Source organism: Ohtaekwangia sp., from assembly GCF_036786105.1.
GTDB lineage: Bacteria > Bacteroidota > Bacteroidia > Cytophagales > Cyclobacteriaceae > Ohtaekwangia.
Genome location: NZ_DAIQRQ010000007.1, coordinates 80460 through 105154 on the forward strand (window position 1 = coordinate 80460; position 24695 = coordinate 105154).

Annotated in this window: 19 protein-coding genes; 10 read left to right on the top strand and 9 right to left on the bottom strand. The window is 45.1% G+C overall.

Annotated features, from left to right (window positions below; genetic code table 11):
• Positions 1 to 26: 26 nt before the first annotated feature.
• Both V7Q33_RS05595 and V7Q33_RS05600 read right to left on the bottom strand, forming a co-directional pair.
• Positions 27 to 623: a TetR/AcrR family transcriptional regulator gene (locus tag V7Q33_RS05595; RefSeq protein WP_331980723.1), complete on the bottom strand. Its 597-nt coding sequence runs from the start codon at positions 621 to 623 to the stop codon at positions 27 to 29.
• Between the two features lie 354 nt (positions 624 to 977).
• Positions 978 to 1670: a M57 family metalloprotease gene (locus V7Q33_RS05600; protein ID WP_333819163.1), complete on the bottom strand. Its 693-nt coding sequence runs from the start codon at positions 1668 to 1670 to the stop codon at positions 978 to 980.
• Between the two features lie 241 nt (positions 1671 to 1911).
• Between V7Q33_RS05600 and V7Q33_RS05605 the strand changes: the two genes are divergently transcribed.
• The 6 genes from V7Q33_RS05605 to V7Q33_RS05630 all read left to right on the top strand — a co-directional run bounded on the left by V7Q33_RS05605 (position 1912) and on the right by V7Q33_RS05630 (position 12371).
• Complete coding sequence (locus V7Q33_RS05605) at positions 1912 to 4698, top strand: S8 family peptidase (protein WP_333819164.1); 2787 nt, start codon at positions 1912 to 1914, stop codon at positions 4696 to 4698.
• A 74-nt stretch (positions 4699 to 4772) separates the two neighbouring features.
• Positions 4773 to 5504 (top strand): VIT1/CCC1 transporter family protein, encoded by a 732-nt coding sequence (locus V7Q33_RS05610; RefSeq protein WP_333819165.1) that lies wholly within the window; start codon positions 4773 to 4775, stop codon positions 5502 to 5504.
• 150 nt (positions 5505 to 5654) lie between these two features.
• The gene (locus tag V7Q33_RS05615; protein WP_333819201.1) at positions 5655 to 6281 is read left to right on the top strand and encodes a phosphoribosyltransferase family protein; all 627 of its coding nucleotides are present in this window, start codon (positions 5655 to 5657) and stop codon (positions 6279 to 6281) included.
• A gap of 117 nt (positions 6282 to 6398) precedes the next feature.
• Positions 6399 to 8696, top strand: coding sequence for a GH92 family glycosyl hydrolase (locus V7Q33_RS05620; protein ID WP_333819166.1), 2298 nt, complete (start codon positions 6399 to 6401; stop codon positions 8694 to 8696).
• 101 nt (positions 8697 to 8797) lie between these two features.
• On the top strand, positions 8798 to 11086 hold the full coding sequence (locus V7Q33_RS05625; protein ID WP_333819167.1) for a GH92 family glycosyl hydrolase: 2289 nt from the start codon (positions 8798 to 8800) through the stop codon (positions 11084 to 11086).
• 169 nt (positions 11087 to 11255) lie between these two features.
• Positions 11256 to 12371, top strand: a complete 1116-nt coding sequence (locus tag V7Q33_RS05630; RefSeq protein ID WP_333819168.1) for a Fic family protein — start codon at positions 11256 to 11258, stop codon at positions 12369 to 12371.
• A 69-nt stretch (positions 12372 to 12440) separates the two neighbouring features.
• On the opposite strand, the gene V7Q33_RS05635 is transcribed toward V7Q33_RS05630, so the two are convergent.
• Both V7Q33_RS05635 and V7Q33_RS05640 read right to left on the bottom strand, forming a co-directional pair.
• Positions 12441 to 14144 (bottom strand): GMC family oxidoreductase, encoded by a 1704-nt coding sequence (locus V7Q33_RS05635; protein WP_333819169.1) that lies wholly within the window; start codon positions 14142 to 14144, stop codon positions 12441 to 12443.
• 5 nt (positions 14145 to 14149) lie between these two features.
• Positions 14150 to 14695 carry a gluconate 2-dehydrogenase subunit 3 family protein gene (locus V7Q33_RS05640; protein ID WP_333819170.1) on the bottom strand — a complete coding sequence of 182 codons (546 nt, stop codon included), beginning with the start codon at positions 14693 to 14695 and terminating at the stop codon, positions 14150 to 14152.
• A gap of 435 nt (positions 14696 to 15130) precedes the next feature.
• Here V7Q33_RS05640 and rhaT point away from each other — a divergent pair, with 435 nt between their 5' ends.
• Complete coding sequence (gene rhaT / locus V7Q33_RS05645) at positions 15131 to 16189, top strand: L-rhamnose/proton symporter RhaT (protein WP_333819171.1); 1059 nt, start codon at positions 15131 to 15133, stop codon at positions 16187 to 16189.
• A gap of 66 nt (positions 16190 to 16255) precedes the next feature.
• Positions 16256 to 16561, top strand: coding sequence for a hypothetical protein (locus tag V7Q33_RS05650; RefSeq protein ID WP_333819172.1), 306 nt, complete (start codon positions 16256 to 16258; stop codon positions 16559 to 16561).
• A gap of 478 nt (positions 16562 to 17039) precedes the next feature.
• Here V7Q33_RS05650 and V7Q33_RS05655 read toward each other — a convergent pair whose 3' ends face one another.
• The 4 genes from V7Q33_RS05655 to V7Q33_RS05670 form a co-directional block, all read right to left on the bottom strand.
• Entirely contained in the window at positions 17040 to 18476 is a 1437-nt protein-coding gene (locus V7Q33_RS05655) for a tagaturonate reductase (protein WP_414693463.1), read from the bottom strand.
• 48 nt (positions 18477 to 18524) lie between these two features.
• Entirely contained in the window at positions 18525 to 19928 is a 1404-nt protein-coding gene (gene uxaC, locus V7Q33_RS05660; protein WP_331980661.1) for a glucuronate isomerase, read from the bottom strand.
• 189 nt (positions 19929 to 20117) lie between these two features.
• Positions 20118 to 21149, bottom strand: coding sequence for a LacI family DNA-binding transcriptional regulator (locus tag V7Q33_RS05665; protein WP_333819173.1), 1032 nt, complete (start codon positions 21147 to 21149; stop codon positions 20118 to 20120).
• Between the two features lie 32 nt (positions 21150 to 21181).
• Positions 21182 to 21391 carry a hypothetical protein gene (locus tag V7Q33_RS05670; RefSeq protein ID WP_333819174.1) on the bottom strand — a complete coding sequence of 70 codons (210 nt, stop codon included), beginning with the start codon at positions 21389 to 21391 and terminating at the stop codon, positions 21182 to 21184.
• A gap of 72 nt (positions 21392 to 21463) precedes the next feature.
• Here V7Q33_RS05670 and V7Q33_RS05675 point away from each other — a divergent pair, with 72 nt between their 5' ends.
• Positions 21464 to 21703: a hypothetical protein gene (locus V7Q33_RS05675; protein ID WP_333819175.1), complete on the top strand. Its 240-nt coding sequence runs from the start codon at positions 21464 to 21466 to the stop codon at positions 21701 to 21703.
• Positions 21704 to 21740: 37 nt separating this feature from the next.
• Positions 21741 to 23144: a pectate lyase family protein gene (locus V7Q33_RS05680; protein ID WP_333819176.1), complete on the top strand. Its 1404-nt coding sequence runs from the start codon at positions 21741 to 21743 to the stop codon at positions 23142 to 23144.
• Between the two features lie 308 nt (positions 23145 to 23452).
• On the opposite strand, the gene V7Q33_RS05685 is transcribed toward V7Q33_RS05680, so the two are convergent.
• On the bottom strand, positions 23453 to 24676 hold the full coding sequence (locus V7Q33_RS05685; RefSeq protein WP_333819177.1) for a PepSY-associated TM helix domain-containing protein: 1224 nt from the start codon (positions 24674 to 24676) through the stop codon (positions 23453 to 23455).
• Positions 24677 to 24695 lie beyond the last annotated feature (19 nt).

Sequence of the window (24695 nt, forward strand, 5' to 3'; positions counted from 1 at the left end):
TTTGGTCGAAAAAGTTTCAAAAAAAATTATTTTTTAAAACCATTCGCAAGAAGACCAAGAATGATCTCCAACCGATCGCCAATTTTTTTGATACGATTGTCTTCAATTAATCCCATTTCAATACCACGGAAAGCATACAGCATTACATAGGCCAGGTCGTCAATATCACGATCATCGATTGGCTTGAATTCTTTTGTCTCGATTCCCAGCAGTAAGATATTCTTGAGCACTTCCTGTTCGCGCGCTTCAAAGTTTTTTTTAATCTTTTTAATGAGGTTGGGATTATCGGAGATCTCGCCGAATACAACGCTATAAAGCGTAGCTTTCTGCATCAGCAACTTTACGCGATTTACCGTAAATGTTTTAAGTTTCTCTTCTGCCGTAGGAGCTTTTTCAATGGCATCATCCGTCAGTTCCAGCACCTCTTCAATGTCTTCCTTCATCACAGCATCAAAAATTTCGTCTTTGCTGGCGTAGTAGTAATAAAGAGTGCTCTTTCCTTTGCCGGCCGCCTTGGCAATGTCTTCCATGGTAGTTTTCAGAAAGCCAAAGCGTTGAAAAAGAGTGCGCGCGGCCTTCAGAACCTCCGCCCGTATCGCTTCATCTTTCGTCATGGTTATCATGGTCACAACTGCTGATTTTCGATTCTTGAAATTTTAGACTGTATCCGTTTTTCAGTCCAAAAGTAAAACGAAAACTTCTAATTATGGTTAAATGCCTTTAATTTTCTTCGGTTAAAAGATTATACCGTCACCGTTGTGCAGGGAGCACATGATAAGGGAAATGTGCAGCGAAAGTGGAAGGGAGGAATTCGGTATGGATTCTCGGTATTGATTCGAGTAGAACTGCCCATCGGCCAGTCAAATCCATTTTATCCGTTGAGACAGCTATAGTATGCAATATTTTGGCTTACACGGGTGTAGAAACGAGACCGCCACACTCCTTTCAGAGCGTGGCGGTCCGGAATCAATTATAACCTAGTATACAGTAGTCAAAGCAGTTTTATCTGCGGATGTGAACGGACGATCACTTCCGGAAGAGCAAGCCAGCATGTATGAATTGGCAGATGGCTTCGTAGGAGTACCCGGAATCCATATTGCACCAACACCGGCAGAGCCTTCGTTTCCACCAGATCCACAGCTATAGCGGCGGTTCATATAGTCTGTATGACGCAGGCCAATAGCATGACCGATCTCGTGTGCAATTACCGTAGCGGCATCAGCAAGTTGAGAAGAATTGTTATACCAATAAGTGTTGAGCTGGATCGGGCTTGCAGGATTGCCACCGCTTGGGAAGCCGGCGCTGAAGCCTAATGTGTTACTCTGTTCATAAAAAGAGAGTATCTGAATGTTGGCTGCAGATGCAGAAGTAGTGCGTTGGAAATTCAACGTGAGGCCTAGTGCATTGTAGCGGCTCAACGCAGTTGTGAACGCATTCTGCATATAGCTTCCGAAACTGGGATCCATATATACATATATAGTGCGTGGTGTGCCGGTAACCAGGTTGGTAGTGCGATAATGCTCTTCGCCGGCCGATGATCCGCTGATAGATACAGGCTCAGCAAGCTCTGCGATCTGTTCTTTGGATAACAGAATGTCGTATTCAACAAGGTATTTGCCGTCAGCGCGAACGGACAATCCTTCACTGGTATCAAAACCAGCTTTTGACAATTGAACCACAACATCATTTGGGACTTGATTTTTTGCAGCTTCTTGTTCCTGACAAGAAAACATAGCACATAAAACTGCCATGCTGCAAGTTGCATACATCTTTCTCATAGAATAAAAAATTTAGGTAATGATTAATAATAATGCGATCAAGTAAGTGATTTAGTTTTTACCAACCAAGTTTTTATAGCTATAAATTGAAATTTATACTTTTTGATATATACTTTTGATAAATATATACCTTATGAGAATCATTGCTGCAGCTTTATTTACAGTGTTTTATACATCTATATATAGTCAGAGTATACCCGGATTAATCAGGTATGACACTATAAATACGGTATTGCACGAGAATGAATATTTTACTATGGAAGCCACGCGTGCGGACGTAAATACGTATTTGCGTAAGGGCACCATAGCGTTCGCAAAAGAGGTTTCACCGGGGAATTATGTTTGTTTGTCTGCGTTAAATGATGACAACAAACGATCGCAGTCAAATTTTACACCCGACAATCGCTGGAAACTGGCGGCCGGTTTTTTATATCCCAATAGTGGTATAAATATGCTTTCCGTTCGTATACAGGATTTAAATGAGTTTAAACATCATTTAAAGCAGAATAATATTCCATGTTCATTCATCGGTACACATTCCGCTGCTGGTATATATATAATTAGTATACCCCATACATATTTGAATGCGTTGCTGGCCTGCCGCGAAGTAACCTTTGTGGATAACCATAAGGCGCATGCCACGGAAGAAGCCTCAAATAGTTTTCAGGATATAAGTATAAATGCCGTAAATGCCGTTCATGCTCTATACCCGGAGCTAAACGGTGAAAACATGACGCTCTCTATAAAGGAGAAGTCGGTAGATGCATCGGATATAGACCTGAAAGAACGCGTGTTGCCGTCAACACTGGCCAGCGCTGAAGTATCGCTCCACGCAAACCAGATGGCAACGATCATCGCTGGTGGCGGCAACACGATGCCGTCAACCAAAGGTGCAGCCTGGAAAAGTAACGTAACCTCATCAAGCTTCGATAATCTTTTACCGGATGATAATGCGGTATTGCAGTCGCAGGGTGTAACGATCCAGAACCATTCGTATGGTGTTACCATTGACAATCAATACGGAGCCGAAGCACGTGCATACGATGTAAGCGTGAATACAGCTCCAACGATACTTCACGTTTTCTCTGCCGGCAATTCGGGAGCGGAGGTGAGCACTACGGGTATATACTCCGGTATAGCGGGTTATGCCAACCTCAGCGGCAATATGAAGATGGCAAAAAATGTACTGGTGGTGAGCGCCACAGGGAAAGATTTTGCCATCGATGCACGTAACTCAAGCGGCCCGGCATACGATGGGCGGCTGAAACCTGAACTGGTGGCCTACGGCCCCCTGGGAACTTCAGACGCTGCTGCGATGGTATCGGGCATCTCCGCATTGGTGCAGCAGGCTTACCGCGAAGCATATAAATCATCGCCGGACGCGGCAATGGTAAAGGCTATTCTGATCGCTTCCGCGGATGATGCCGGAAGCGAAGGCATTGATTTTAAATCGGGCTACGGATCTGTCAATGCCGATAAAGCCATCCGTCTGGTGAAGGCGCATGCACTAGGTAGCGATACGATCTCTCCCAATACAACAAAACAGTTTTCGATACAGGTGCCGGCCGGGGTTAAAACGCTGCATGTGGCTGTTGTGTGGAATGACCCCGCAGCCGAAGCAGGCGATGCCACCGCACTGATAAATGATCTGGATAGTAAAATCACCTTCGGAGGCAAACAATGGTTGCCGTGGGGGCTAAGCCATTATCCGCACATAGATTCGCTTGCGTTGCCTGCCAGGCGCAGGGAAGACCATTTGAATACCACCGAATATATTACCATCGATAATCCGGATGCCGGTATATATGCGCTGAATATTACGGCATCGGCTTTGCGAACAACGGAGCAAACTGTGCAGATTGCATACTGGCTGGACAGTGCCAACGTATTCCGGTGGACTTATCCGACCGGCGAGGATGCAGCTGAAGCGACAAGCGATTTATACTTCCGCTGGAACACTTCTTTCACAGGCAAGACGGCTCTTGAAGTTAACCTGGATAATAGTGGATTTGAAATCATCACGGATACCATCTCCCTGGAAGAACGATTTTACCGCTGGACGGCACCGGACGGATTGCACAAAGCTATGGCGCGGATAAAGGCTGGCGGTATATATTACACCACCGATACATTCACCATTGCACCTTCCATGCCTTTAAAGATCGGATTTAACTGTACTGATAAAGTAATGTTAAACTGGGACAAGGTGCCACAGGCTGGGCAATATCAACTGCTTCAGTTGGGTGACCGATACCTGGAGCCCATATTGGTTACGACCGATACATCCTATATCTTTTCAAAAGATGAATCTGCTTCGCGTTATTATGCAGTGGCTCCTGTTATTGCAGGGAAAACGGCATTGGCAGGTCTGACGTACAATTATGCTGAGCAAGGCGTTAATTGTTATTATAGTACCTTCGCTGCCTGGCTTTCGGAGACCAATACTTCGCAACTTTCGCTGGAACTAAGTACACTCTATAATATAACGAGCATCACCTTTGAAAAAGAACAGGACGGTACCTACATTCCTTTGGAAGAACGTGCGGCAGGCGCCAGTCTCACGTTCGAATACACCGATACATCGCTACAGCGTGGAGCGAATAATTACCGCGTAGCCATACACCTGCAAGACGGAAATGTTGTGTATACCGATGTCGCTGAAATATACTATAGCGATGCTCAGACCTTTACGCTATATCCTAACCCGGTGCAGGCCATGAAAGAGGAAATGGTACTCGTTACCGATGGCGATGATCTTACTATTGAACTTTATGATACCAATGGAAAGATGGCTCAGCAGGAACCCGTATATGGATCATTCTTCCGGTTTTCGGTATCGGGCCTTGCACAAGGATTGTATTTTTATCGCATTTATCGCCATGCGAAGCCGGTAGCATCTGGCAGACTGGTGGTGAAATAACCAGTGGTTAAATTTGCGGGTATAAATTTTAGCTGCTGTATCATCTTTATATTTGACTACGATAACAGCAGCGTATGGAAATAGAATTGAATGATCCGGAGCGCACCCGGAGTGCCTGGATCAGGCGGTTTGAAACATATCTTCCGGAATTAGTATACGGCTCAATCGATGGCATCGTCACGACGTTTGCCGTGGTGGCGGGTGCTGCCGGCGCGAATCTTCATATCAATATTATAATCATTCTGGGCATGGCCAACCTTATAGCCGATGGCCTTTCGATGTCAATCGGAAGTTATCTTTCTCATAAATCAGAGCATGACAATTACCAGAAGCATCTTCGCATGGAAATGTGGGAGATTGAAAATATGCCGGATGTGGAGCGACAGGAGATTGAGCTGATTTATAAGAACAAAGGTTTTGAAGGAAAAGAACTGGAGATGGTTGTGAACCGCATTACCGCAAACAAACAGGTGTGGCTCGATACAATGATGAAAGATGAGCTCGGGTTATCGGAGCATAAGAAGTCGCCTGTGAAAGCAGGTGTTTCTACACTCCTGGCATTTGTGGTGGCTGGTGCCGTCCCCCTGATTGCGTATTTTATTGCTTATGTCGGGAAGATGGGTATGGATCCATTTGCGGTTTCTTCCATTGTAACGTTGCTCACCTTTATATTTATCGGCTACATAAAAACATACGTAACGCAGGCGAGTCTCGGGCGAAGCATAGCCGAAACATTGGTACTTGGAACAGCCGCTGCGATGGCTGCTTACTTCCTCGGTGATTATCTTGAAAAGATACTTACATAACTATTTTATCTATACTTTCCCTGGATATGATGCATGTTGAAGCATGTAAATAAAAAGGAGAGAGGATAATGTTGCGCTTCTGGGAAAGGGCTAACTTTCCTATAAGATCCATCCAACGTGGTACAGGAAAACATTATCTTATACGACAGGGTGTATGCCGGCCATCTGCTTGCCGGAAAACTAAGGCTGTATCAACAGTCGCAGGCTATGATTGTGGCACTTGCGCATGGTGGTGTCGTTGTAGGCTTCGAGATCGCAAAATCGTTAGGACTTTCGTTTGATGTATTGCCATATCGCAAGATCAAACATCCGGGTAACAGCGCACAGGTAGTTGGTTCCGTAAGTGTGCATGAGGTGCTGATCCGTGAAGACATTCATAACATTCCACAAGACTATATATATCACCAGATTATGCTGTCGCGCATCGGCATTGAGCGTGAATTTAATTTTTACTACGCCAATCTGCCACGTCCTTCCTTTGCAGGGAAAACAGTGATTGTGGTTGATGATGTGTTGGAAGAAAGTGTTTCTGTACTGGCATGCCTTCGCGGCATTCGTAAGCTGGAGCCGGCCAAACTGATTGTAGCTGTGCCTATGGTAAAATCGGAAGCACTGAAACAAGTAGCGGAAGAAGCTGATGACACCGTATTTCTCCGCTCGGATGCAAGTGCCGAGTCGTTACGCTCGCTTTATAGAGATGTACCCGCCATAAAAGAGGATGAAGTACGAGCCTTGTTGGTTAGGGCGAAGGCTGTTCAACCTATATCTGACAACTGACAGCGCACGGGAAACACACGGAGACATACAACACGCTATATAGCCAGCTATACATATTCTTTTATATACCCATCCTATAATGGATGGGATTTACATTCCGGTTTAATATTTTCGGACATGATTTGCCGAATACTCGCCGGCTGCTTACTCGCTGCCGCACTTTCTGTTCAGGTACTTGCACAGGAAGTAACAAAACCTTTTACTGATCTGACAGAATATGTAGACCCTATTATTGGTACTGCATCTTCACCGGAGCTTTCGAATGGCAATACCTATCCGGCCATAGCGTTGCCCTGGGGTATGAACTTCTGGATGCCGCAGACCGGAAAGATGGGAAGTGGCTGGGCCTATACGTATGACGGCAACCGGATCAAAGGTTTTAAACAAACACACCAGCCTTCTCCGTGGATGAACGACTATGGTCAATTCTCCATTATGCCGGTAAACGGCAAAATAAAACTAAGTGAAGAGGAGAGGGCAAGCTGGTTCTCTCATAAATCTGAAATTGCCAAACCCTATTACTATAGTGTTTATCTGGCTGACCACCATATCACTACCGAGATTGCTCCTACGGAACGTGCCGCTATATTTCGCTTCACATTTTCAAAGACTGACTCTGCCACCATTGTAGTAGATGCTTTTAACCATGGCTCGTATGTAAAAATTATACCGGCTGAGAAAAAAATCATTGGCTATACCACGCGTAACAGCGGTGGCGTTCCGCAGAATTTCAGGAATTACTTTGTGATGTATTTCGACAAACCCTTTACATTGTCGAAGACGTGGAGCAACCATCGTATACATGACCGATATGAGATCACTGCAGAGCATGCCGGTGCTGTTGTGGGATTCAAAACATCTCATGGCGAACAGGTACATGTGCGCGTGGCGTCATCGTTCATCAGTTTTGAACAAGCTGAATTGAATCTGAAAGAAATAGGTCGCGATGATTTTGAAACCGTAAAGCAGAAAGGTAAAGACGCCTGGAATAAAGAACTGAGCCGCGTGGCTGTAGAGGGCGGCACAGCCGATCAGCTTCGCACGTTCTATTCATGTTTATACCGTGCATTACTCTTCCCCCGAAAATTCTATGAGTTGGATGCTTCAGGTAAAGTAATGCATTATAGCCCGTACAATGGCAAAGTGTTGCCGGGCTATATGTTTACCGACACAGGGTTCTGGGATACATTCCGTTCGCTGTTTCCTTTCCTGAACCTCATGTATCCGTCATTGAGTGCCAATATGCAGGAAGGATTAGTGAATGCCTATAAAGAAGGTGGATGGTTGCCCGAGTGGGCGAGTCCGGGGTATAGAAATATAATGATCGGATCGAACTCTGCTTCCATCGTATCTGATGCATATATCAAAGGCATGCGCGGTTATGATGTGAATGCACTATATGAAGCCGTATTGAAAAATTCAGAACAGGCCGGTCCGCTTACGGCAGTAGGACGTGCCGGTGTGCAATACTATAATACACTAGGATATGTACCTTACGATGTAGACATCAACGAGAATGCAGCGCGCACGCTCGAATATGCGTATGACGACTTCGCTATATATCAACTGGCTAAAGCTTTGGGCCGCCCCAGGAAAGAGCTCAGTTTGTTTGCCAGGCGATGCCAGAACTACAGAAACTTGTTTGATACGAAGACAGGACTGATGCGCGGCAAGAATAAAGATGGAAGTTTCCAGAAGCCGTTCAATCCGTATAAGTGGGGCGATGCATTTACGGAAGGTAACAGCTGGCACTATACCTGGTCTGTGTTTCACGATGTGCAGGGCTTGATAAACCTGATGGGTGGTAAAGACAGGTTTGTTGCGAAACTGGATTCTGTATTTACGCTGCCTCCTGTATTTGATGACAGTTACTACGGGGGAGTGATTCACGAGATACGCGAAATGCAAATTGCCGACATGGGGCAGTATGCACATGGCAACCAGCCGATCCAGCACATGATATACCTCTATAACTACGCTGGTCAGCCGTGGAAAGCGCAGTATTGGGTTCGTGAAACCATGAAGAAATTATACCGGCCAACACCTGACGGTTATTGCGGCGATGAAGACAACGGACAAACCTCTGCCTGGTATGTGTTCTCGGCATTAGGTTTTTATCCTGTATGCCCCGCCACCGATCAGTATATTGTAGGAACACCGCTGTTCCGAAAAGTTACGTTGACGCTGGAGAATGGAAAACAGATCGTTATCAACGCCCCTGAAAACAGCGACAGCCATGTATATATATCGGAAGCCAAAGTGAATGGCGAAATATATACCAGGAACTGGCTCTCGCACACTACACTTTCTCAAGGTGCCACAATCGACTTCAAAATGTCTGCTACTCCCGAGAAACAACGCGGCACAAAAGAAGAAGACATGCCGTATTCTTTCTCCAAGGATGAAAAGCTTTAAGCTCAAACCCAATCTAAAGGCTCAGCACACCCCAACTCCCTCCACTCACACCTCTAGCAGCTCGTAGCCAGCAGCTGCAGCCAATAACAAGAACCTATACCATGAAATATATACTCCTCGTCACCGCCACCCTCATCACCTGCACCCTTGCTAATGCGCAGGATAATCTCATTCAATATGTAAATCCGCTCATCGGTACACACAAAATGGGGCACACCTATCCCGGAGCGACCGTGCCGTTTGGTATGGTGCAGCTAAGCCCGGAGACCGACACAATTCCGTATGAAATAGACAACCATTACAATCCACTGGTATATAAATATTGTGCAGGGTATCAATATGACGACCCAACGATTGTAGGATTCAGCCATACACATTTTAGTGGTACCGGGCATTCTGATCTCGGAGATTTTCTGATCATGCCTACTGTTGGCAAATTGCAACTGAATCCCGGCACGGAGCAAAATCCCCGGAGTGGCTTTCGTTCATCGTTCTCACATAGCAACGAAACAGCATCGCCCAACTACTATCGGGTAAAACTGGATGAAGGAAATATAGTAGCTGAGCTGACCACCAGCAATCGCGTAGGATTTCATCAGTATACTTTTCCCGAAGGCGGTCAGGCGCACATCATCTTCGACCTGATGTATGGCATCTATAATTATACTGACAAGAATGTATGGACGTTTGTTCGTGTAGAAAATGATACATTGATCACAGGGTATCGCCAGACGAACGGCTGGGCTCGCACGCGCACCGTATATTTTGCCATGACATTTTCAAAGCCTATACAGCAATATGGGATGAAAGACTTCTCCAACCCCCACGTATATAAAGGCTTTTGGCGGAAATTTGATCAATCGAAAAATTTTCCGGAAGCCGCAGGAGAACAAATCCGGATGTACTTTGATTTCAATACAACAGCCGGAGAGAAGATCAAAGTAAAAGTAGCGTTGTCGCCCGTGAGTACAGTGGGAGCGTTGCAGAATATGCAGGCGGAAATACCGCATTGGGATTTTGCAAGAGCAAAGCAGGCCGGACAGGATTTGTGGGAAAAAGAACTGCAACGTGTAAGGATCAAGACTACCAGCCCCGATGAGATGATGAATTTCTATACGGCACTCTATCACACATTCCTCGGCCCTACCACGTATATGGATTCGAACGGCCAGTATCGGGGGCTCGATCAGAACAATCACATGGCAACAAATTTCACGAACTATACCACATTCTCACTGTGGGATACGTATCGTGCACTGCATCCGCTCTTCAACATTATTCAGCCCGGGCGTAACTCCGATATGATACAGTCGATGCTGGCTCATTATGATCAGAGTGTTCATAAGATGTTGCCGGTGTGGTCGCATCATGCCAATGAGAACTGGTGTATGATCGGCTATCACAGCGCTTCTGTCGTGGCTGATGCTGTAGTGAAAGGAACATTCAGGGGCGATGCCATGCACGCACTGGAGGCCTGTATAGCAACTTCGCGTCACGGTTCGTATGATGGGCTGGAATACTATATGAAATCCGGTTTTGTTCCGGAAGACAAGAGCGGCTCATCGGTATCAAAAACACTTGAATATGCCTATGATGATTGGGCGATTGCCCAGATGGCGAAAAAGCTGAATCGTGAAGATATATATACCCAGTATATGAAGCGTGCGCAGAACTGGAAGAATGTATACGATGCTTCTATCGGCTATATGCGCCCCAGGCTGAGCGATGGTTCTTTCAGAAAAGAGTTTGATGTATTGAGCACACATGGCCAGGGATTTATAGAAGGTAATGCCTGGAATTATAGCTTGTATGTTCCGCAAGACCCCGAGCAGATGATCGTGGTGATGGGAGGGAAGAAGCGCTTTGTGCAGCATCTTGATTCACTCTTCACTATGAATTTACCGGATGAATTTTTCGCACATACAGAAGATATAACGCGCGATGGCATTATCGGTAACTATGTGCACGGCAATGAACCGGCACACCATGTGGCGTATTTATATAACTGGACTGATCAACCCTGGAAGACGCAGGAGCGGGTTCGCATGATTTTAAAGAGACAGTATCATCCTGCTCCTGACGGACTTGGTGGTAATGACGACTGTGGCCAGATGAGCGCGTGGTATATTTTTACTTCGCTCGGTTTCTACCCGGTAGCGCCTGGGTCGGATCAATATTCGTTGGGTAGCCCGATGGTGCAATCGGCCATGCTTTCTCTGGAGAATGGTAAAACCTTCGAGATTGTAGCTGTAAATCAGAGCGACAAGAATGTATATGTTCAGAAAGTGGTGCTCAACGATCAGCTTTTAACCAGGCGATATCTGACTCATGATGACATTGCAAAGGGCGGCAGAGTGGTATTCTATATGGGGTCTAAACCCAGAAGATAACTAATTTTAGTATTTCCTATTGATAATCAATTGATTATAAAAAAATGAACAGAAAATGGCATCTGTCCAGTTTTTGGCAAAAAACTGGACATTTGATAGAAACTTGTCCAGTTTTTGATATTAAATTTGTCATCTGTCCAGTTTTTGGTAAAAAACTGGACATTTTCCCATGCCTCCATACGACAGAACGAAACCCTTTAATGATCTTCCCATGCTTCCTCCACCGGAAGCTATTGAGAACGATCCGGAAATTTTAAAAAAGCTGGTGTTGGCTTCACGTGCGCTGGCCATGGTAAACAGCAACGTGCTGCGATTACCCAACCCCATGATGTTGATCAACACCATTGCCCTGCAGGAAGCCAAAACCTCTACGGAAATTGAAAACATCTTTACTACGGAAGACGAGCTATACAAAGCCATTTCGGATACAGCCCAGGAAGAACGCGCAAATCCTTCCACCAAAGAAGTGTTGAAATATAGAGAGGCGCTGTGGGAAGGATTCAGCCAGATGCAAAGCGACAGGAATGTGAACCTGAACCTGGTGGTCAAGATATTTCAGCAAATCAAGGATACATCGGCCGGGCTTCGCTCTCCGCAGGCACAGATCGTGATCCGGCAGGGGCAGAGTGAATTCAGAACCGGAGATATCATCTATACTCCGCCTCGCGGAGAAGGTATTGTAGAGCGCCTGATGAGTAACCTGATCGAGTACCTGAACAATGATGGCCTGTATCCCACCGATCCGTTGCTGAAGATGTGTATCGCGCATTATCAATTTGAAGCGATACATCCTTTCCAGGATGGCAATGGGAGAACCGGACGAATTCTTAATTTACTATATCTGGTAAACAAAGACCTGTTGTCGCAGCCTGTGCTATATCTTTCCAAATATATTCTTCTGCATAAAGATGAGTATTACTTCACGCTGAGCGGTGTAACGCAGCGTGGCTCGTGGAAGAACTGGGTGCTGTACATGCTGGATGCCGTAGAACAAACCGCGCGGCTCACGAATCGATTGATTCACGAGATTATCACACAAATGGAGGCTACACTGGAGCAGGGACGTAAGCAAATTAAATGGTATAATAAAGAAATGAATGAAGCGCTTTTTAGTCAGCCCTATATACGCACAAAAACCGTGAGTGATATTGTTGGCAAGAGCTCGCGCACCACCATCACTAAATATATGGATGAGCTTATTCAGGCCAGGATACTAACGCCCAAAAAAGAAGGCACGCAACTCTACTATATCAACGAAGATTTGATCCGGATACTGGAAGGATGATCGCTAATGAGAATAAAAAAATCCACCGAATACTTCCGGTGGATTTTTTATTTATAGTGCTATAGGTTGCTAAGCCTTCACATTCTTTACTGCATAATCAACCGCGCGGGCAGAAAGCGCCATGTAGGTAAGTGAAGGATTTTGCGTGGAAGTGGAAGTCATACAGGCACCATCAGTTACAAATACATTTTTGCAGGCGTGAAGCTGATTCCACTCGTTGAGCAAGGATGTTTTCGGATCGCGCCCCATGCGTACACCACCCATCTCGTGTATATCCAGACCTGGAGCTTGCTTGGAGTCGAAGGTCTGAATGTTGGTGAAGCCTGCTTTGGTATACATTTCCGTGAGTTGCTCGTGGAAATCTTTGATCATCTTTTCATCGTTGTCGTCATAATCGATCGAGATCTTGAGACGTGGCATACCCCACTCATCTTTCAAGGCAGAGTCAAGTGCTACATAGTTTGTCTCTTTTGGTATAGTTTCACCCATCATGTGAGAGCCTACCCGCCACGGGCCCAGTTTGGTTTGTGCCAGCTTATCTTTCAGCGTAGCGCCGAGTCCATCCTGACCCATTTCATTATAGCGCCCGGCATCAAAGCCTGCTGCATATCCACGAAGGAAGTCAGTTTCCTGCTTGTATACATTTCTGAAACGTGGTATATATCCGCTTGTAGGTCTGCGCCCCTTCGTAGTTGAATCCCGGAAGCCATCGTACTCACCGGAGATGCGTGCACGATAATTATGGAAGGCTACATATTTACCCAGCAAACCATTATCGTTACCAAGCCCGTTCTGAAAACGATTTGATTTTGAATTAAGAAGAATAAGATTGGTGTTCAGTGCAGCCGCGTTTACAAAGATGATTGGTGCATAATACTCTACGGATTCTTTCGTGAGTGCATCGATTACCTGAACGCCTGTAGCTTTTCCTTTCGTTTCATCATAAATGATAGAATGCACCACCGAGTTTGGACGCAACGTCATTTTACCTGTGCGTGCTGCCCACGGTAATGTTGATGAGTTACTGCTGAAGTATCCCCCGAACGGACAACCGCGCTGACATAATGTTCTGTGCTGGCATTGCGCGCGTCCTTGCTGCTTATGAATTTCCTGTGGTTCTGTAATGTGCGCACAACGCGCAATGATCACGTGGCGGTTCTGATAATATTTGCTAACCTGTTCTTTGAAATGTTTTTCAACACAGGTAAGCTCTATCGGAGGAAGAAACTCGCCATCGGGTAATTCAGGTATACCATCTTTGTTACCCGATATACCTGCAAATTTTTCAACGTGACTATACCACGGAGCAAGATCTTTATAACGGATTGGCCAGTCTACGGCAAAGTTGTCGCGCTTGGGGCCTTCAAAATCAAAGTCACTCCAGCGTTGTGTTTGTCTTGCCCACAGCAACGATTTACCGCCCACCTGGTATCCGCGAATCCAATCGAATGGTTTCTCTTGTACGTAAGGATGATCGTTGTCTTTTACAAAGAAGTGCATGGCATCTTCGCGAAATGCATAGCAACGACTTACTACCGGGTTAGCGTCTTGTATCTCTTGCGGAATTTGTCCGCGGTGTTTGAATTCCCACGGCATCATATTGGTGGTTGGGTAATCAACGTTGTGCTTTACATCGCGACCGCGTTCCAGCACCAGCGTCTTCAACCCGCGTTCGGTAAGTTCTTTGGCCGACCAGCCACCGCTTATACCGGAGCCAATCACGATCGCATCGTACGTGCGTTCTTTAACAGAATCTATATTAAGATTTGCCATAGTGTTTATGCAGGTTTTTGTTCAGTAACCGGTGTGCATCCTTTGAAGTCAGGACCCGGAATTAATTGATACGGTTTGATATCCGTGAGAAAATGTTGTGAAGACGTATAGCCTTGCACAATGAACTGGCGCGAACGCGAGTAGAAAGTCTTGAGGTCTTCCGGTAATTTCTCGCCATCCTTCTCCAGCGAGCTTAACAGTTGCAGGCGCTCTTCAGGTGAAGCTTTGGTAAATGATTTACCATAGAGCTCTTTGGTTTTATCATTGAACGATCGAAGGCCGCTCAGATATTTTTCCTGTTCTTCTTTACTGAGGCAATCGTCCACCATCACCAGCGTGAACAAATGTGCGCCCACTGTTTTTGCTCCGGGTGTATTGGTGGCCGGAATCATCGTGTCAGCAATATCCGCGAGCAGATCTTCTTCATCGCCGGTGACCTTCAGGTGATTAAGTGCAATAGAGACTTTCTTCTGATCTACCCCACATGCAGGCAAGAGCATGGCTCCTGCTGTTGCCATCGCCAGTTGTTTTAATACCAGACGTCTATTCATACAAGTCGTAGTAGGTTTATGCAATTTTGAACTGATAAATCTAATGGATTAAATCAAAACCTCCGAGCATATTTCTATGATCCGTGCCAGCGGTTCACGATTAGCGAGTGCCCCGCTACAAACGATCATTTTTCTTCCACAAAATTCTTGTAAGCGGCATTTGTGCTCCATGAGTTTTTTCAAGTCACCACATTTCGTTGCGGAGATTTTTTTGCGAGAGAATATAGCTGTCCCGATGTGGAAATATTTTTAATGTAATTGCACAAAAGGAAAATTTTCAAAGAAGACACATAGAAATCACCAAGAGATTTCATGCTCCACTCTTACTCCCCTAAGGCTAGCGGCTAGCAGCCAGAAACCAGCAGCTATTTCCAGCATTGTTCAGGATAGTTTCTCCATACAGAAATGAATATTCGCTAAAATATAAATCAGCGTATGCACGTAATAGCAGGTATTGTTTATCACTTCATGGGAGGTTTTGCTTCCGGCAGTTTTTACATTCCTTATAAGAAAGTAAAAGGCTGGGCGTGGGAGAGTTACTGGATTGTAGGTGGATTATTCTCATGGCTATTTATACCCCTGCTTGCTGCATACCTCACCGTGCCGGGTTTTATGAACATCATTCACAACACGAATGCTTCAGTAATCTTCTGGACTTTCGTTATGGGATTACTCTGGGGTATTGGCGGGCTTACGTTCGGATTGGGCATGCGCTATCTGGGACTATCGCTGGGAATGTCTGTTATACTCGGGCTCACGTCTGCATTCGGTTCGCTGGTGCCACCGGTTTACCGCGATCTGTTTACACACGATACGCGTCATACTTTTTCTGCCATGATTAACAGCACAGCAGGACAAGTTGTATTGCTGGGTGTAGTCGTTTGTTTACTCGGAATTATTATCTGCGGTCGTGCCGGTATAATGAAAGAGAAAGAACTTACCGATGAACAGAAGAAGAACAGCATTCAGGAATTTAATTTTTCAAAAGGCTTGTTGGTGGCAATTATTTCCGGTGTGTTGAGTGCATGTTTCAATTTTGGAATTGAAGCCGGCAAGCCAATGGCCGAGGCTGCTGTAGCGCACGGAAGCAATCCGCTATTTCAAAATAATGTAATCTTTGTAGTGTTGCTCTGGGGCGGACTCACAACAAACTTTACCTGGTGCATTGTATTGAATGCCCGCAATAAAACGTTTGGCGATTATACTAATGCAGAAGTGCCGCTGGCTGGTAACTATATCTTTGCGGCTATAGCAGGCACAACGTGGTTCCTGCAATTTTTCTTCTACGGCATGGGCGAGAGTAAACTAGGCAATGGTGCCAGCTCATGGATATTGCACATGGCCTTTATTATCCTTGTATCGAGTATGTGGGGCTTGCTGTTACAGGAATGGAGAGGTGTGAGCCGTAAAACATTTTCAACCATTGTGTTCGGCATTTTAACCATTATTATTTCCGTTATGATTGTGGGTTACGGTAATTCCCTTGAACTATAGACAAAGCCTGGATGTTGTTCCAAGACGAAGTGAAAGTTACCTGTAAGGTTACCAACACTGGTAAATATGAAGGTGAAGAAGTTGTTCAACTCTATATTTGTGATATGGCAGGAAGTGTTACCGCCCGGTGAAAGAATTACAGAACTTCGAGAAGATCATGCTGCTTTGCACTTACTTTTGACTTTTACTTTTTTGACAACACTTCTTTTAGCAACGGTCTTTTTAGAGGGAGAGGTTCTCTTTTTCGATGGTTTACCCTTACCTGGTTCAATGATATTTGCTAACGCAAACAGACTCAATCCTGTTAGAATATCCAGCCCCAATCGGAAGAACTTTGCTTTCCCTTTTGAACTTGTTTTACCTTACCTATAATTTCCAGCAGAACGCTTTGAACATCAGCAGTTAGATCTATATATACTTCTGTGCAATAATCGAGACCTTTACGTTTTTGCCAACGCGCTTATCGTAGACAACCAGTATTTTGGATTTATCATTTAGTTTGCTGAATGCTAATTCGATTTCCTGAATAACTTCTTTGCTGAGAATACTGGTTGAAAAAAGTATGAAGTAATCTGCCTGAAAAATCCTGCAACGGGTTTCAGTTGAAACACCTCTGGATAAGGAGACTGATCGGGCAACAGCATAGTAAAACCGTGCACAGCGCCAATCGTAAAGATTCTCACGGCTAACGTTGCTCCACTTCAGAAGCTCGATTGTACGATATAAAAACGGATGGCATCGTCATATTATAGCGTTAAAATACAATGAAATATCTAAAGCTTTTACAGACGTTACAAGATTATTGAAAGAAGCCTAAACTACAGTCAAGGCATCACGAAATGTCAGGATTCTACAGAATATTCACTGGCATATCCTTACTCAATTCTTCCTGGTATTTCAGAACGTAGTGAAGAACTTTATCTTCCAGGCCTGGAATGACTGTCAGGTCCTGCCCCCAAAGCGCAGTGTTGCAGAGTGTTGCTTTTACAACCTGCACCGGGTTGTTGGTTGCCCATGCTCTTTTGAAGAACGCCAATATCTCGGGAGTGTCGTTGAGCGGTATAATTTCTCTGTTTACTTCGCCTTTATAGAAACAGATAAGCGCTGCAAGCGAGAAGAGAAGGCGCTCCGGAAGTTTGCCGGTGCGTTTGTTATACTCCAATACTGACGGAAGCACGCGCACTTTATATTTCGAAATGGAGTTCAACGCGATGCTGATCAGCTCATGACGAATGAAGGGATTTTGAAAACGCTCGATCACATCGTTGGCAAATTGCTGCAGCTCTTCTTTTGGGAGATCGAGTGTTGGGATAATTTCTTCAGATATAGTTTTGCGAATGAAGTCACCGGCATAGGTGTCTTCTACTGATTCGCGCACTGTGCGAAGGCCGCGGAGGTATGCTACAGGTACTAATGCAGTGTGTGCACCATTCAGGATTCTTACTTTACGTGTGCGATACGGTGTGAGGTCTTTCACAAACTTCACCTGCAGGTTGGTTTTCTCTACAGGGAAGGCTGCCCGCACCGCATCCGTTGCTTCGATCACCCACAAGTGAAAAGGTTCTGCTGTCACTACCTGATTGTCTTCAAAGCCAATCTGTTCTTGTACAGAACGAATAGTGTCTTTCGGAAAGCCCGGCACAATACGATCTACCAATGTATTACAAAATGTATTCGCGGTAAGCAGCCATTGTTTGAATGCTTCGGGTAAATTCCAGAGGTCTATATATTGCAGTATTGTTTGTTTTAGTACATCGCCGTTCTTTTCAATTAACTCACAAGGTATAATGATAAGTCCCTTATCAGTGGCACCTTTAAAATGCCTGAATCGATGGTATAGCAATTGCGTAACTTTTCCGGGGAAGCTGTGGGCAAGAGATTCTATAGTAGTATCATTGGAGTCGAAAGCAATACCAGCCTCAGTGGTGTTGGAAATAATAAACTGCAAATGTGGATTTTCCGCGGTTTCCAGGAACCGTTTGAAATCTTCCGAGGGACTAAAGGTGCCGATTACACTGGTGATTAATCTTGTTTCAGTGAACGCCTGACCGTGTTGTATACCATTCAATATAACATGGTAGAGACCATCCTGGTCATTTAGCACAGAATCCCTTCCCTGACTGATCGATTGTACAATCTCAACCGCGCCATTGAAGTCAGTTTTTTCATTAAGAATATCTATAACCCAGTCTGCGAATCCCCGCAGAAAATTGCCTTTGCCGAATTGCAATACTTTTACGGGTCTGTTCTGTGAAACTGATGCTGTCTGGCGATTGAGTTTGTGTATCATGCTTTAGTGTTTTTTTAGCAGGTATATGCTTTACGGTATATATCTTCAAAAATTGAAATAGGCTTTTGCGTTATGGTAGCAGATATCGGAAACGATCTTGCCGAGCCACTTTTCATCGTGGGGCAATTCACCGGCCGTCACATCTTTACCGATAAGGTTGCAGAGTATCCGGCGGAAATATTCATGACGCGGGTAGGAGAGGAAGCTTCGCGAATCGGTAAGCATACCAATGAAGCAGCTCAGTAATCCCAAATTAGAAAGCGTATTGATTTGTTTTTCCATACCATCCTTCTGATCGAGAAACCACCACGCTGAACCAAACTGTATCTTTCCTTTGGTAGAGCCATCGTTAAAGTTTCCGATCATGGTGCCCATCACCTCATTGTCGGCAGGATTTAAATTATAAAGTATCGTTTTAGCAAGTTGATTTGTACTATCAAGTTCATTAAGAAATTTAGAGAGCGCTACACTTTGTGAAAAATCTCCTATCGAGTCAAAGCCTGTGTCAGGTCCAAGCTCACGTAGCATGCGTTCGTTGGTATTGCGCAATGCACCGAGGTGATATTGCTGCGTCCATCCTTTGGCGTGATACATTCTGCCAAGCTCTATCAACACACTATATTTGAAGAAATGTACTTCATGTTTATCGAGCGTTTCTTTTTTCAGTATGCGGGCGAACAAGCCCTCTGCGTTATAAGCATGTTTATTCTCCGGATAGTATAGTTGCTCCAGACCGTGATCGGATAATTTACAGCCTTGTGCATGAAAGAAATCAACTCTGTTTTTCAGCGCTGCCAACAGAGAATCAAAACTGTTGATCGTTACTCCGGATGCTACTGATAATTTTTCAAGATAGGCTATATATGCAGTTGTGTTCTCTACAGCAAAAGATTTATCCGGACGGAAAGTCGGAAGTATAGTCGTTTTAAATTTATCGTTCTTTATTTTTTGATGATACGCAAGCGAATCTGCAGGATCATCGGTTGTGCATACCACTTCTACCTTCATGCTGGTAAGCAAGCCGCGTGTGTGGTATGACGAATTCGCTAATTGTTCGTTTGCTGCTTTATATATTTCGGTTGCCGTATCGGGCGTTAGTAATTTATCCACGCCAAAGTAGCGTTTCAATTCCAGGTGCGTCCAGTGGTAAAGAGGATTGCGCAAGGTATAGGGTACGGCATACGCCCACTGCTCAAATTTTTCCTGATCTGATCCATTGCCCGTGATATACTTTTCGGATATACCCAGTGTACGCATGGCACGCCATTTATAGTGATCGCCTTCCAGCCATACTTTGGTAATGTTTTCGAACGGTCGGTTAGCAGCTATATCTTGTGGTGAAAGGTGACAGTGATAATCGATGATGGGAAGATCCTTGGCATAGTTGTGATACAGGGTCTTGGCAAAATCATTGGTGAGGAGGAAGTCTTCCGTGATAAAATTTTTCATCTGAAATTCTTTTAGGGCTACTCAAATCTTATGTTGTGATTAATTGGCGGTAACGGCCTTCCCGGTTGCGTATATGCCTTGAGTTGCGAGGGACAACAATACAGGCGGCATATCATACCAGGACCTGGCTTGCTGTAAAGACGTTTTTTGTTCATATTTCCCTGAAGAAGAAAACAGTAAGATTCGAATTTAATTTGGCTTTTTACGAAGCGATGACTGGCGGATGATCAATTCTGGCTTCAGAACAATTTTTTGGGGAATAAATTTTTTATCCCTGGCGGCAACTTCTTCCAGGAAGATCTCGGCAGCGGCATTGCCCATGCGCATGCTGTGCTGATCTACTGTAGAAAGGGAAGGCTCTGTAAACGATGTGAATGGCTCATTACTAAAACCTACCAACGCTACATCTTCAGGAATCCGGTATCCCTTTTCTTTCAATACCTGCATGGCCCCCAGTATGCCGTAGGCACTAGACGAAAATATACCATCGGGTATTTCCCTGAGCTTTAACAGTTGTTCCATACTGCTGCGTCCGTCTTCAAGCTGCAGGTTGCTGTCAATCACCAGCGACTCATCAAACTTCAAGTCATTATTAAGCAACGCCTCCCGGTATCCATGAAGGCGCTCTTTAAAAATGCTGATCTTGCGCGCATTGGTAAAATGTGCAATGCGCTTGCATCCTTGCTGAATGAGGTGTTCTGTTGCGTTATAGGCTCCGAGAAAATCATCGATGACAACATTACTCACTTCGAGTTCATCGTTGAAACGGTCGAAGAGAATGATGGGTATGCCGCGCTCTTTTACTTTCAGAAAATGATCAAAGTTTTGCGTCTCCTTACCATGCGATACAATGATACCGTCTACACGAGCGTTGAGCAATGCTTCAACGGTAGAGACTTCCTTCTCATAGTTATCGTACGTCTGGCAGATCATTACATTGTACTTCGCAGCGTTGGCGATTTCTTCAATACCACGCACTACCGATGAGAAGAATGTACGATCGGCCGTAGGTACAATAATACCGATGATGTTGCTCCTGCCATTGCGTAATGCCGCGGCAATATTGTTAGGCTGGTAATTTAATTTCTGTGCTGCTTTCTGAACCGCTTTCTTTGTTTCTGCGCTAATGCGCGGATGATCGTTCAACGCGCGCGATACTGTAGAGGCTGTTATATTCAGTTTACGCGCTATATCGTGTATGGTGGCTTTCTCTTTTTTCATATCGCCTCCCGTTAGGTTCTGTCTTTCAAACATCAGGCTTCGTTGGCTGGTTTCTGTAGGATTGCTAATATACCGCCATCTACATAAATAATTTGTACGTTGACGAAATTACTCGTAGCCGATGCCGGAAATATAGCCATACCCATCAGGTCGTCAGGGGCCGTGAAGTGTTCGCGAAGCTGTACGGTGGTAAAGGTTCCATATTGAGAAGGATGTACTGCGCGTAGTGAAGTGTGCAACATAATGTGTAATCGGTTGCACAATATAAAGGAAAATAGTTTTAGAAAGCGATTGATTACCCGTAACAATTTTTCATGCGCTTTGACAGAATCGGATGTCACGAGATGTTCACAATTAGCAACATTCCGGCTAATGTCTGCACCGGTATAGTAAAATATAAAGAGCGCGTCTTTTTATCAGCAAAGCGATGCGCAGCACGGGCTCACCTGGTTGACTATTATTTTCAGGCAGGTGTGACCTCGCGCAAGGTTGCACCTCTTATTAATATTAAACATCTGATCTGTGAAACTATATATGTATACGGTGTTGAATAGCTTATTGTTAATGCTCTACATTTTGCCAACGGATTGTATGCGTGCTGATACGGACAACCTAATGTCTGATAAACCGGTATTGGTAGCAGAGGATGCGTATGCATTTCCGGGTGCAGAAGGATTCGGGCGCTATGCTACCGGCGGGCGTGGAGGCAAAGTGCTGTTCGTAACCAATCTGAATGATTCGGGAGCAGGAAGTTTACGGGCCGCTCTTCAAACGCAGGGTTCACGGTATATATTGTTCAAAACATCGGGTACTATTACGCTCAAGTCTGCGCTGAAAATTACCAATGGTGATGTAACGATTGCAGGGCAAACCGCTCCGGGCGATGGTATATGTTTAAAGGATTATCCCGTTATCATTGAAGCCGATAATGTTATTATTCGCTATATGCGTTTTCGCATGGGCGATGAGGCGAAGCAGGAAGGCGATGCCCTCGGTGGAAGATTTCATAAGAACATCATGATCGACCACTGCTCGATGAGCTGGTCAACCGATGAGTGTGTTTCGTTTTATGCCAATGAGAATACAACGGTGCAGTGGTGCATCATTGCCGAGAGCCTTCGTAATTCTGTGCACGTTAAAGGCGCTCATGGTTATGGAGGTATATGGGGCGGCAGGAATGCATCGTTCCATCATAACCTGTTGGCACATCATGATAGCCGCAATCCAAGATTAGGAGAAGCTGGCAACGCGTTTGCATTGACTGATCTGGTGGATATGCGCAACAATGTAATTTACAACTGGGGTCCTACCAACAGTTGCTACGGGGGTGAAGCGATGAACGTAAACATTGTCAATTGCTATTATCGCCCCGGACCGGCTACAAAAAAGAAGGAGCGCATTATCTCTATCGACAAGAGTAAGGTAGAGGGTACAGATGTATATAATATCTGGGGTAAGTTCTATGTGCACGGAAATTATGTAGAAGGCAGCCAGCGTGCTACGGATGACAACTGGACGTACGGTGTTTACAACCAGTTTCACGGCAGCGATGGTACGGTTACTGATGCTGACAAGGCTGCCATGAAACGGGCAGACCCCTTTCCCATCAACAACAATGTAACTACACAGAGTGCGCAGGTTGCTTATGAGCGCATCCTGGTATACGGTGGCGCTTCCCTGAAACGCGATGCTGTGGATGCGCGCATCATCGATAACGTGAAGAATAAAAATTATACGGCAGCCGGATCGAAAGGGAGTGTCAACGGCATCATCGATTCGCAGCGGGATGTAGGCGGCTGGCCGCAACTGAATGCCACTGCACCGCCTGTCAACACCGCTGGGGATGGTATACCAGACGATTGGAAAAAGGCACACAAACTTGATCCAGCCAAAGCACAAGCCAATGGCCACGATCTGAGCACGGCCTACGATAATGTAGAGGTATATATCAACGACCTGGTGAACACCATCACCATCGAACAAAATAAACCCTGACGCCGTATTTGGTGATTCAAGTTAGCCGTTAATGATTAAATCGTTATTAGTTACAGGTTAATCGTTATCAGGAAGAGTATATTAACGGTTACCCTAAATGATCTGTGTTATTCTGTGGGAAATAAATGCATTTTGTTCCCACATCCCGATGGCTATCGGGAACAGAAAAGCACAGAAAAATAAGTTATCCATTACAAAGCGTTCCATTGGATGCTTGGATCCGAATAATACCTGTAACAATTAACGTGTAACGATTAACCTGTAACGATTAACGGCCCTGCATCCAGTAGCCAGAGGCTTGCAGCTATTTATACAGCAAGCACTTCTTTCGCCACGGCACCAGCTTTCTTCTTCGCTTTCTTCTTTTTCTTGTTGAGCCGGTTGATCCAGAGAATAACGCCAGTAATAGGAAATGTTACACCTGCTATGCAGGAGACGAATGCGATGATTCTGCCGGGTAACCCTCCGATGGAACCAACGTGTATAGGATAAAATATACCACGTACACGTTGTCCGAGGTTGCGGTCGTTGTACAAAGCTGAACCCAGCGGAAGTGCGCTATATTGATCGAAGAAATATTGATCGGATGCCTTTTCATGAACGGGGTTGAGTGATAAAACGGTTACTGTATATACAGCGGCGGAGTCTTTGGGTTTGTTGATGGTATAATAAGCCGCTGCAGGGGCTTGGAGCTTTGCGGCAGCTAATATCTGGTCGTACGTTGCCGGTGTGCCGGGTGCAGCTACAGAGAGTGGCGGTTCAGGCCGTTTGTTCTCGGTGCCCGTGATCCAATATATACCATTGTTAAACCACTCGAACGACCAGGCAAGTCCCGTAAAGGCAAATGAGAACAGGAAGATAGAAGTATAGAAACCGATTACAATATGAAGGTCGTGGTTGATACGTTTCCAGCCTGCCCACTTCAACGTAAGATGCTGCCTGAGTTTTGCTCTTGTTTTTGGCCACCAGAGTATAATTCCGGTTATGATGATAAAGAGAAATATACTGGTGCTTATTCCCACGATTAACTTGCCTGCATCACCGGCGAGCAGCCAGCGGTGTAGCGAAAACATAGTAAAGAAAAATGTATTGCGATAGGTATAAAGGCTGATCAGCTCACCGGTATACGGATTGACAAAAGCCTGGCTTCCGCCACCAGCGCCTTTGCCTGCTTCGCCTTTCCTGCCTTCTTCCTTCTTGCCGCCTTCACGGTGTTTATTCTCATGTTTCTTTTCTTCCTTTTTATCGTGTTTCTTTTCTTCACTGTAATTCAGCTCCAGCGAGCGGGCAGGATCGGTATATACTTTAATGCCGGTTACAGCTGTGCCTTTATGGCTGCGTTGAAATGCTACCACGGCTTCATCAAGGGAAACACGTTTCTCTCCCGGTGTAACGGTATAGCGCTCCGGGTATATAAGTTGTTGCCATTCTTTTTCGAAGACCAGCGTAGCCCCGGTAAAGCAGGAGATCATAATGACAATGCCCGCAGCAAGTGCCAGGTACAGGTGAATATTTCTCCAGAAGTTTTTCATGAAAATATAGAGTCGGTCA

Bases quoted from the DNA above. Each gene is read 5' to 3' on its own strand.
- V7Q33_RS05605 (WP_333819164.1), top strand. From the start codon at position 1,912: ATGAGAATCATTGCTGCAGCTTTATTTACAGTGTTTTATACATCTATA.
- V7Q33_RS05665 (WP_333819173.1), bottom strand. From the start codon at position 21,149: ATGAAAAAAGAGAAAGCCACCATACACGATATAGCGCGTAAACTGAAT.
- V7Q33_RS05620 (WP_333819166.1), top strand. From the start codon at position 6,399: ATGATTTGCCGAATACTCGCCGGCTGCTTACTCGCTGCCGCACTTTCT.
- rhaT (WP_333819171.1), top strand. From the start codon at position 15,131: ATGCACGTAATAGCAGGTATTGTTTATCACTTCATGGGAGGTTTTGCT.
- V7Q33_RS05685 (WP_333819177.1), bottom strand. From the start codon at position 24,676: ATGAAAAACTTCTGGAGAAATATTCACCTGTACCTGGCACTTGCTGCG.
- V7Q33_RS05610 (WP_333819165.1), top strand. From the start codon at position 4,773: ATGGAAATAGAATTGAATGATCCGGAGCGCACCCGGAGTGCCTGGATC.
- V7Q33_RS05595 (WP_331980723.1), bottom strand. From the start codon at position 623: ATGATAACCATGACGAAAGATGAAGCGATACGGGCGGAGGTTCTGAAG.
- V7Q33_RS05675 (WP_333819175.1), top strand. From the start codon at position 21,464: ATGCGCTTTGACAGAATCGGATGTCACGAGATGTTCACAATTAGCAAC.
- V7Q33_RS05680 (WP_333819176.1), top strand. From the start codon at position 21,741: ATGCGTGCTGATACGGACAACCTAATGTCTGATAAACCGGTATTGGTA.
- V7Q33_RS05630 (WP_333819168.1), top strand. From the start codon at position 11,256: ATGCCTCCATACGACAGAACGAAACCCTTTAATGATCTTCCCATGCTT.
- V7Q33_RS05635 (WP_333819169.1), bottom strand. From the start codon at position 14,144: ATGGCAAATCTTAATATAGATTCTGTTAAAGAACGCACGTACGATGCG.
- V7Q33_RS05625 (WP_333819167.1), top strand. From the start codon at position 8,798: ATGAAATATATACTCCTCGTCACCGCCACCCTCATCACCTGCACCCTT.
- V7Q33_RS05670 (WP_333819174.1), bottom strand. From the start codon at position 21,391: ATGTTGCACACTTCACTACGCGCAGTACATCCTTCTCAATATGGAACC.
- V7Q33_RS05640 (WP_333819170.1), bottom strand. From the start codon at position 14,695: ATGAATAGACGTCTGGTATTAAAACAACTGGCGATGGCAACAGCAGGA.
- uxaC (WP_331980661.1), bottom strand. From the start codon at position 19,928: ATGAAAAATTTTATCACGGAAGACTTCCTCCTCACCAATGATTTTGCC.
- V7Q33_RS05650 (WP_333819172.1), top strand. From the start codon at position 16,256: ATGAAGGTGAAGAAGTTGTTCAACTCTATATTTGTGATATGGCAGGAA.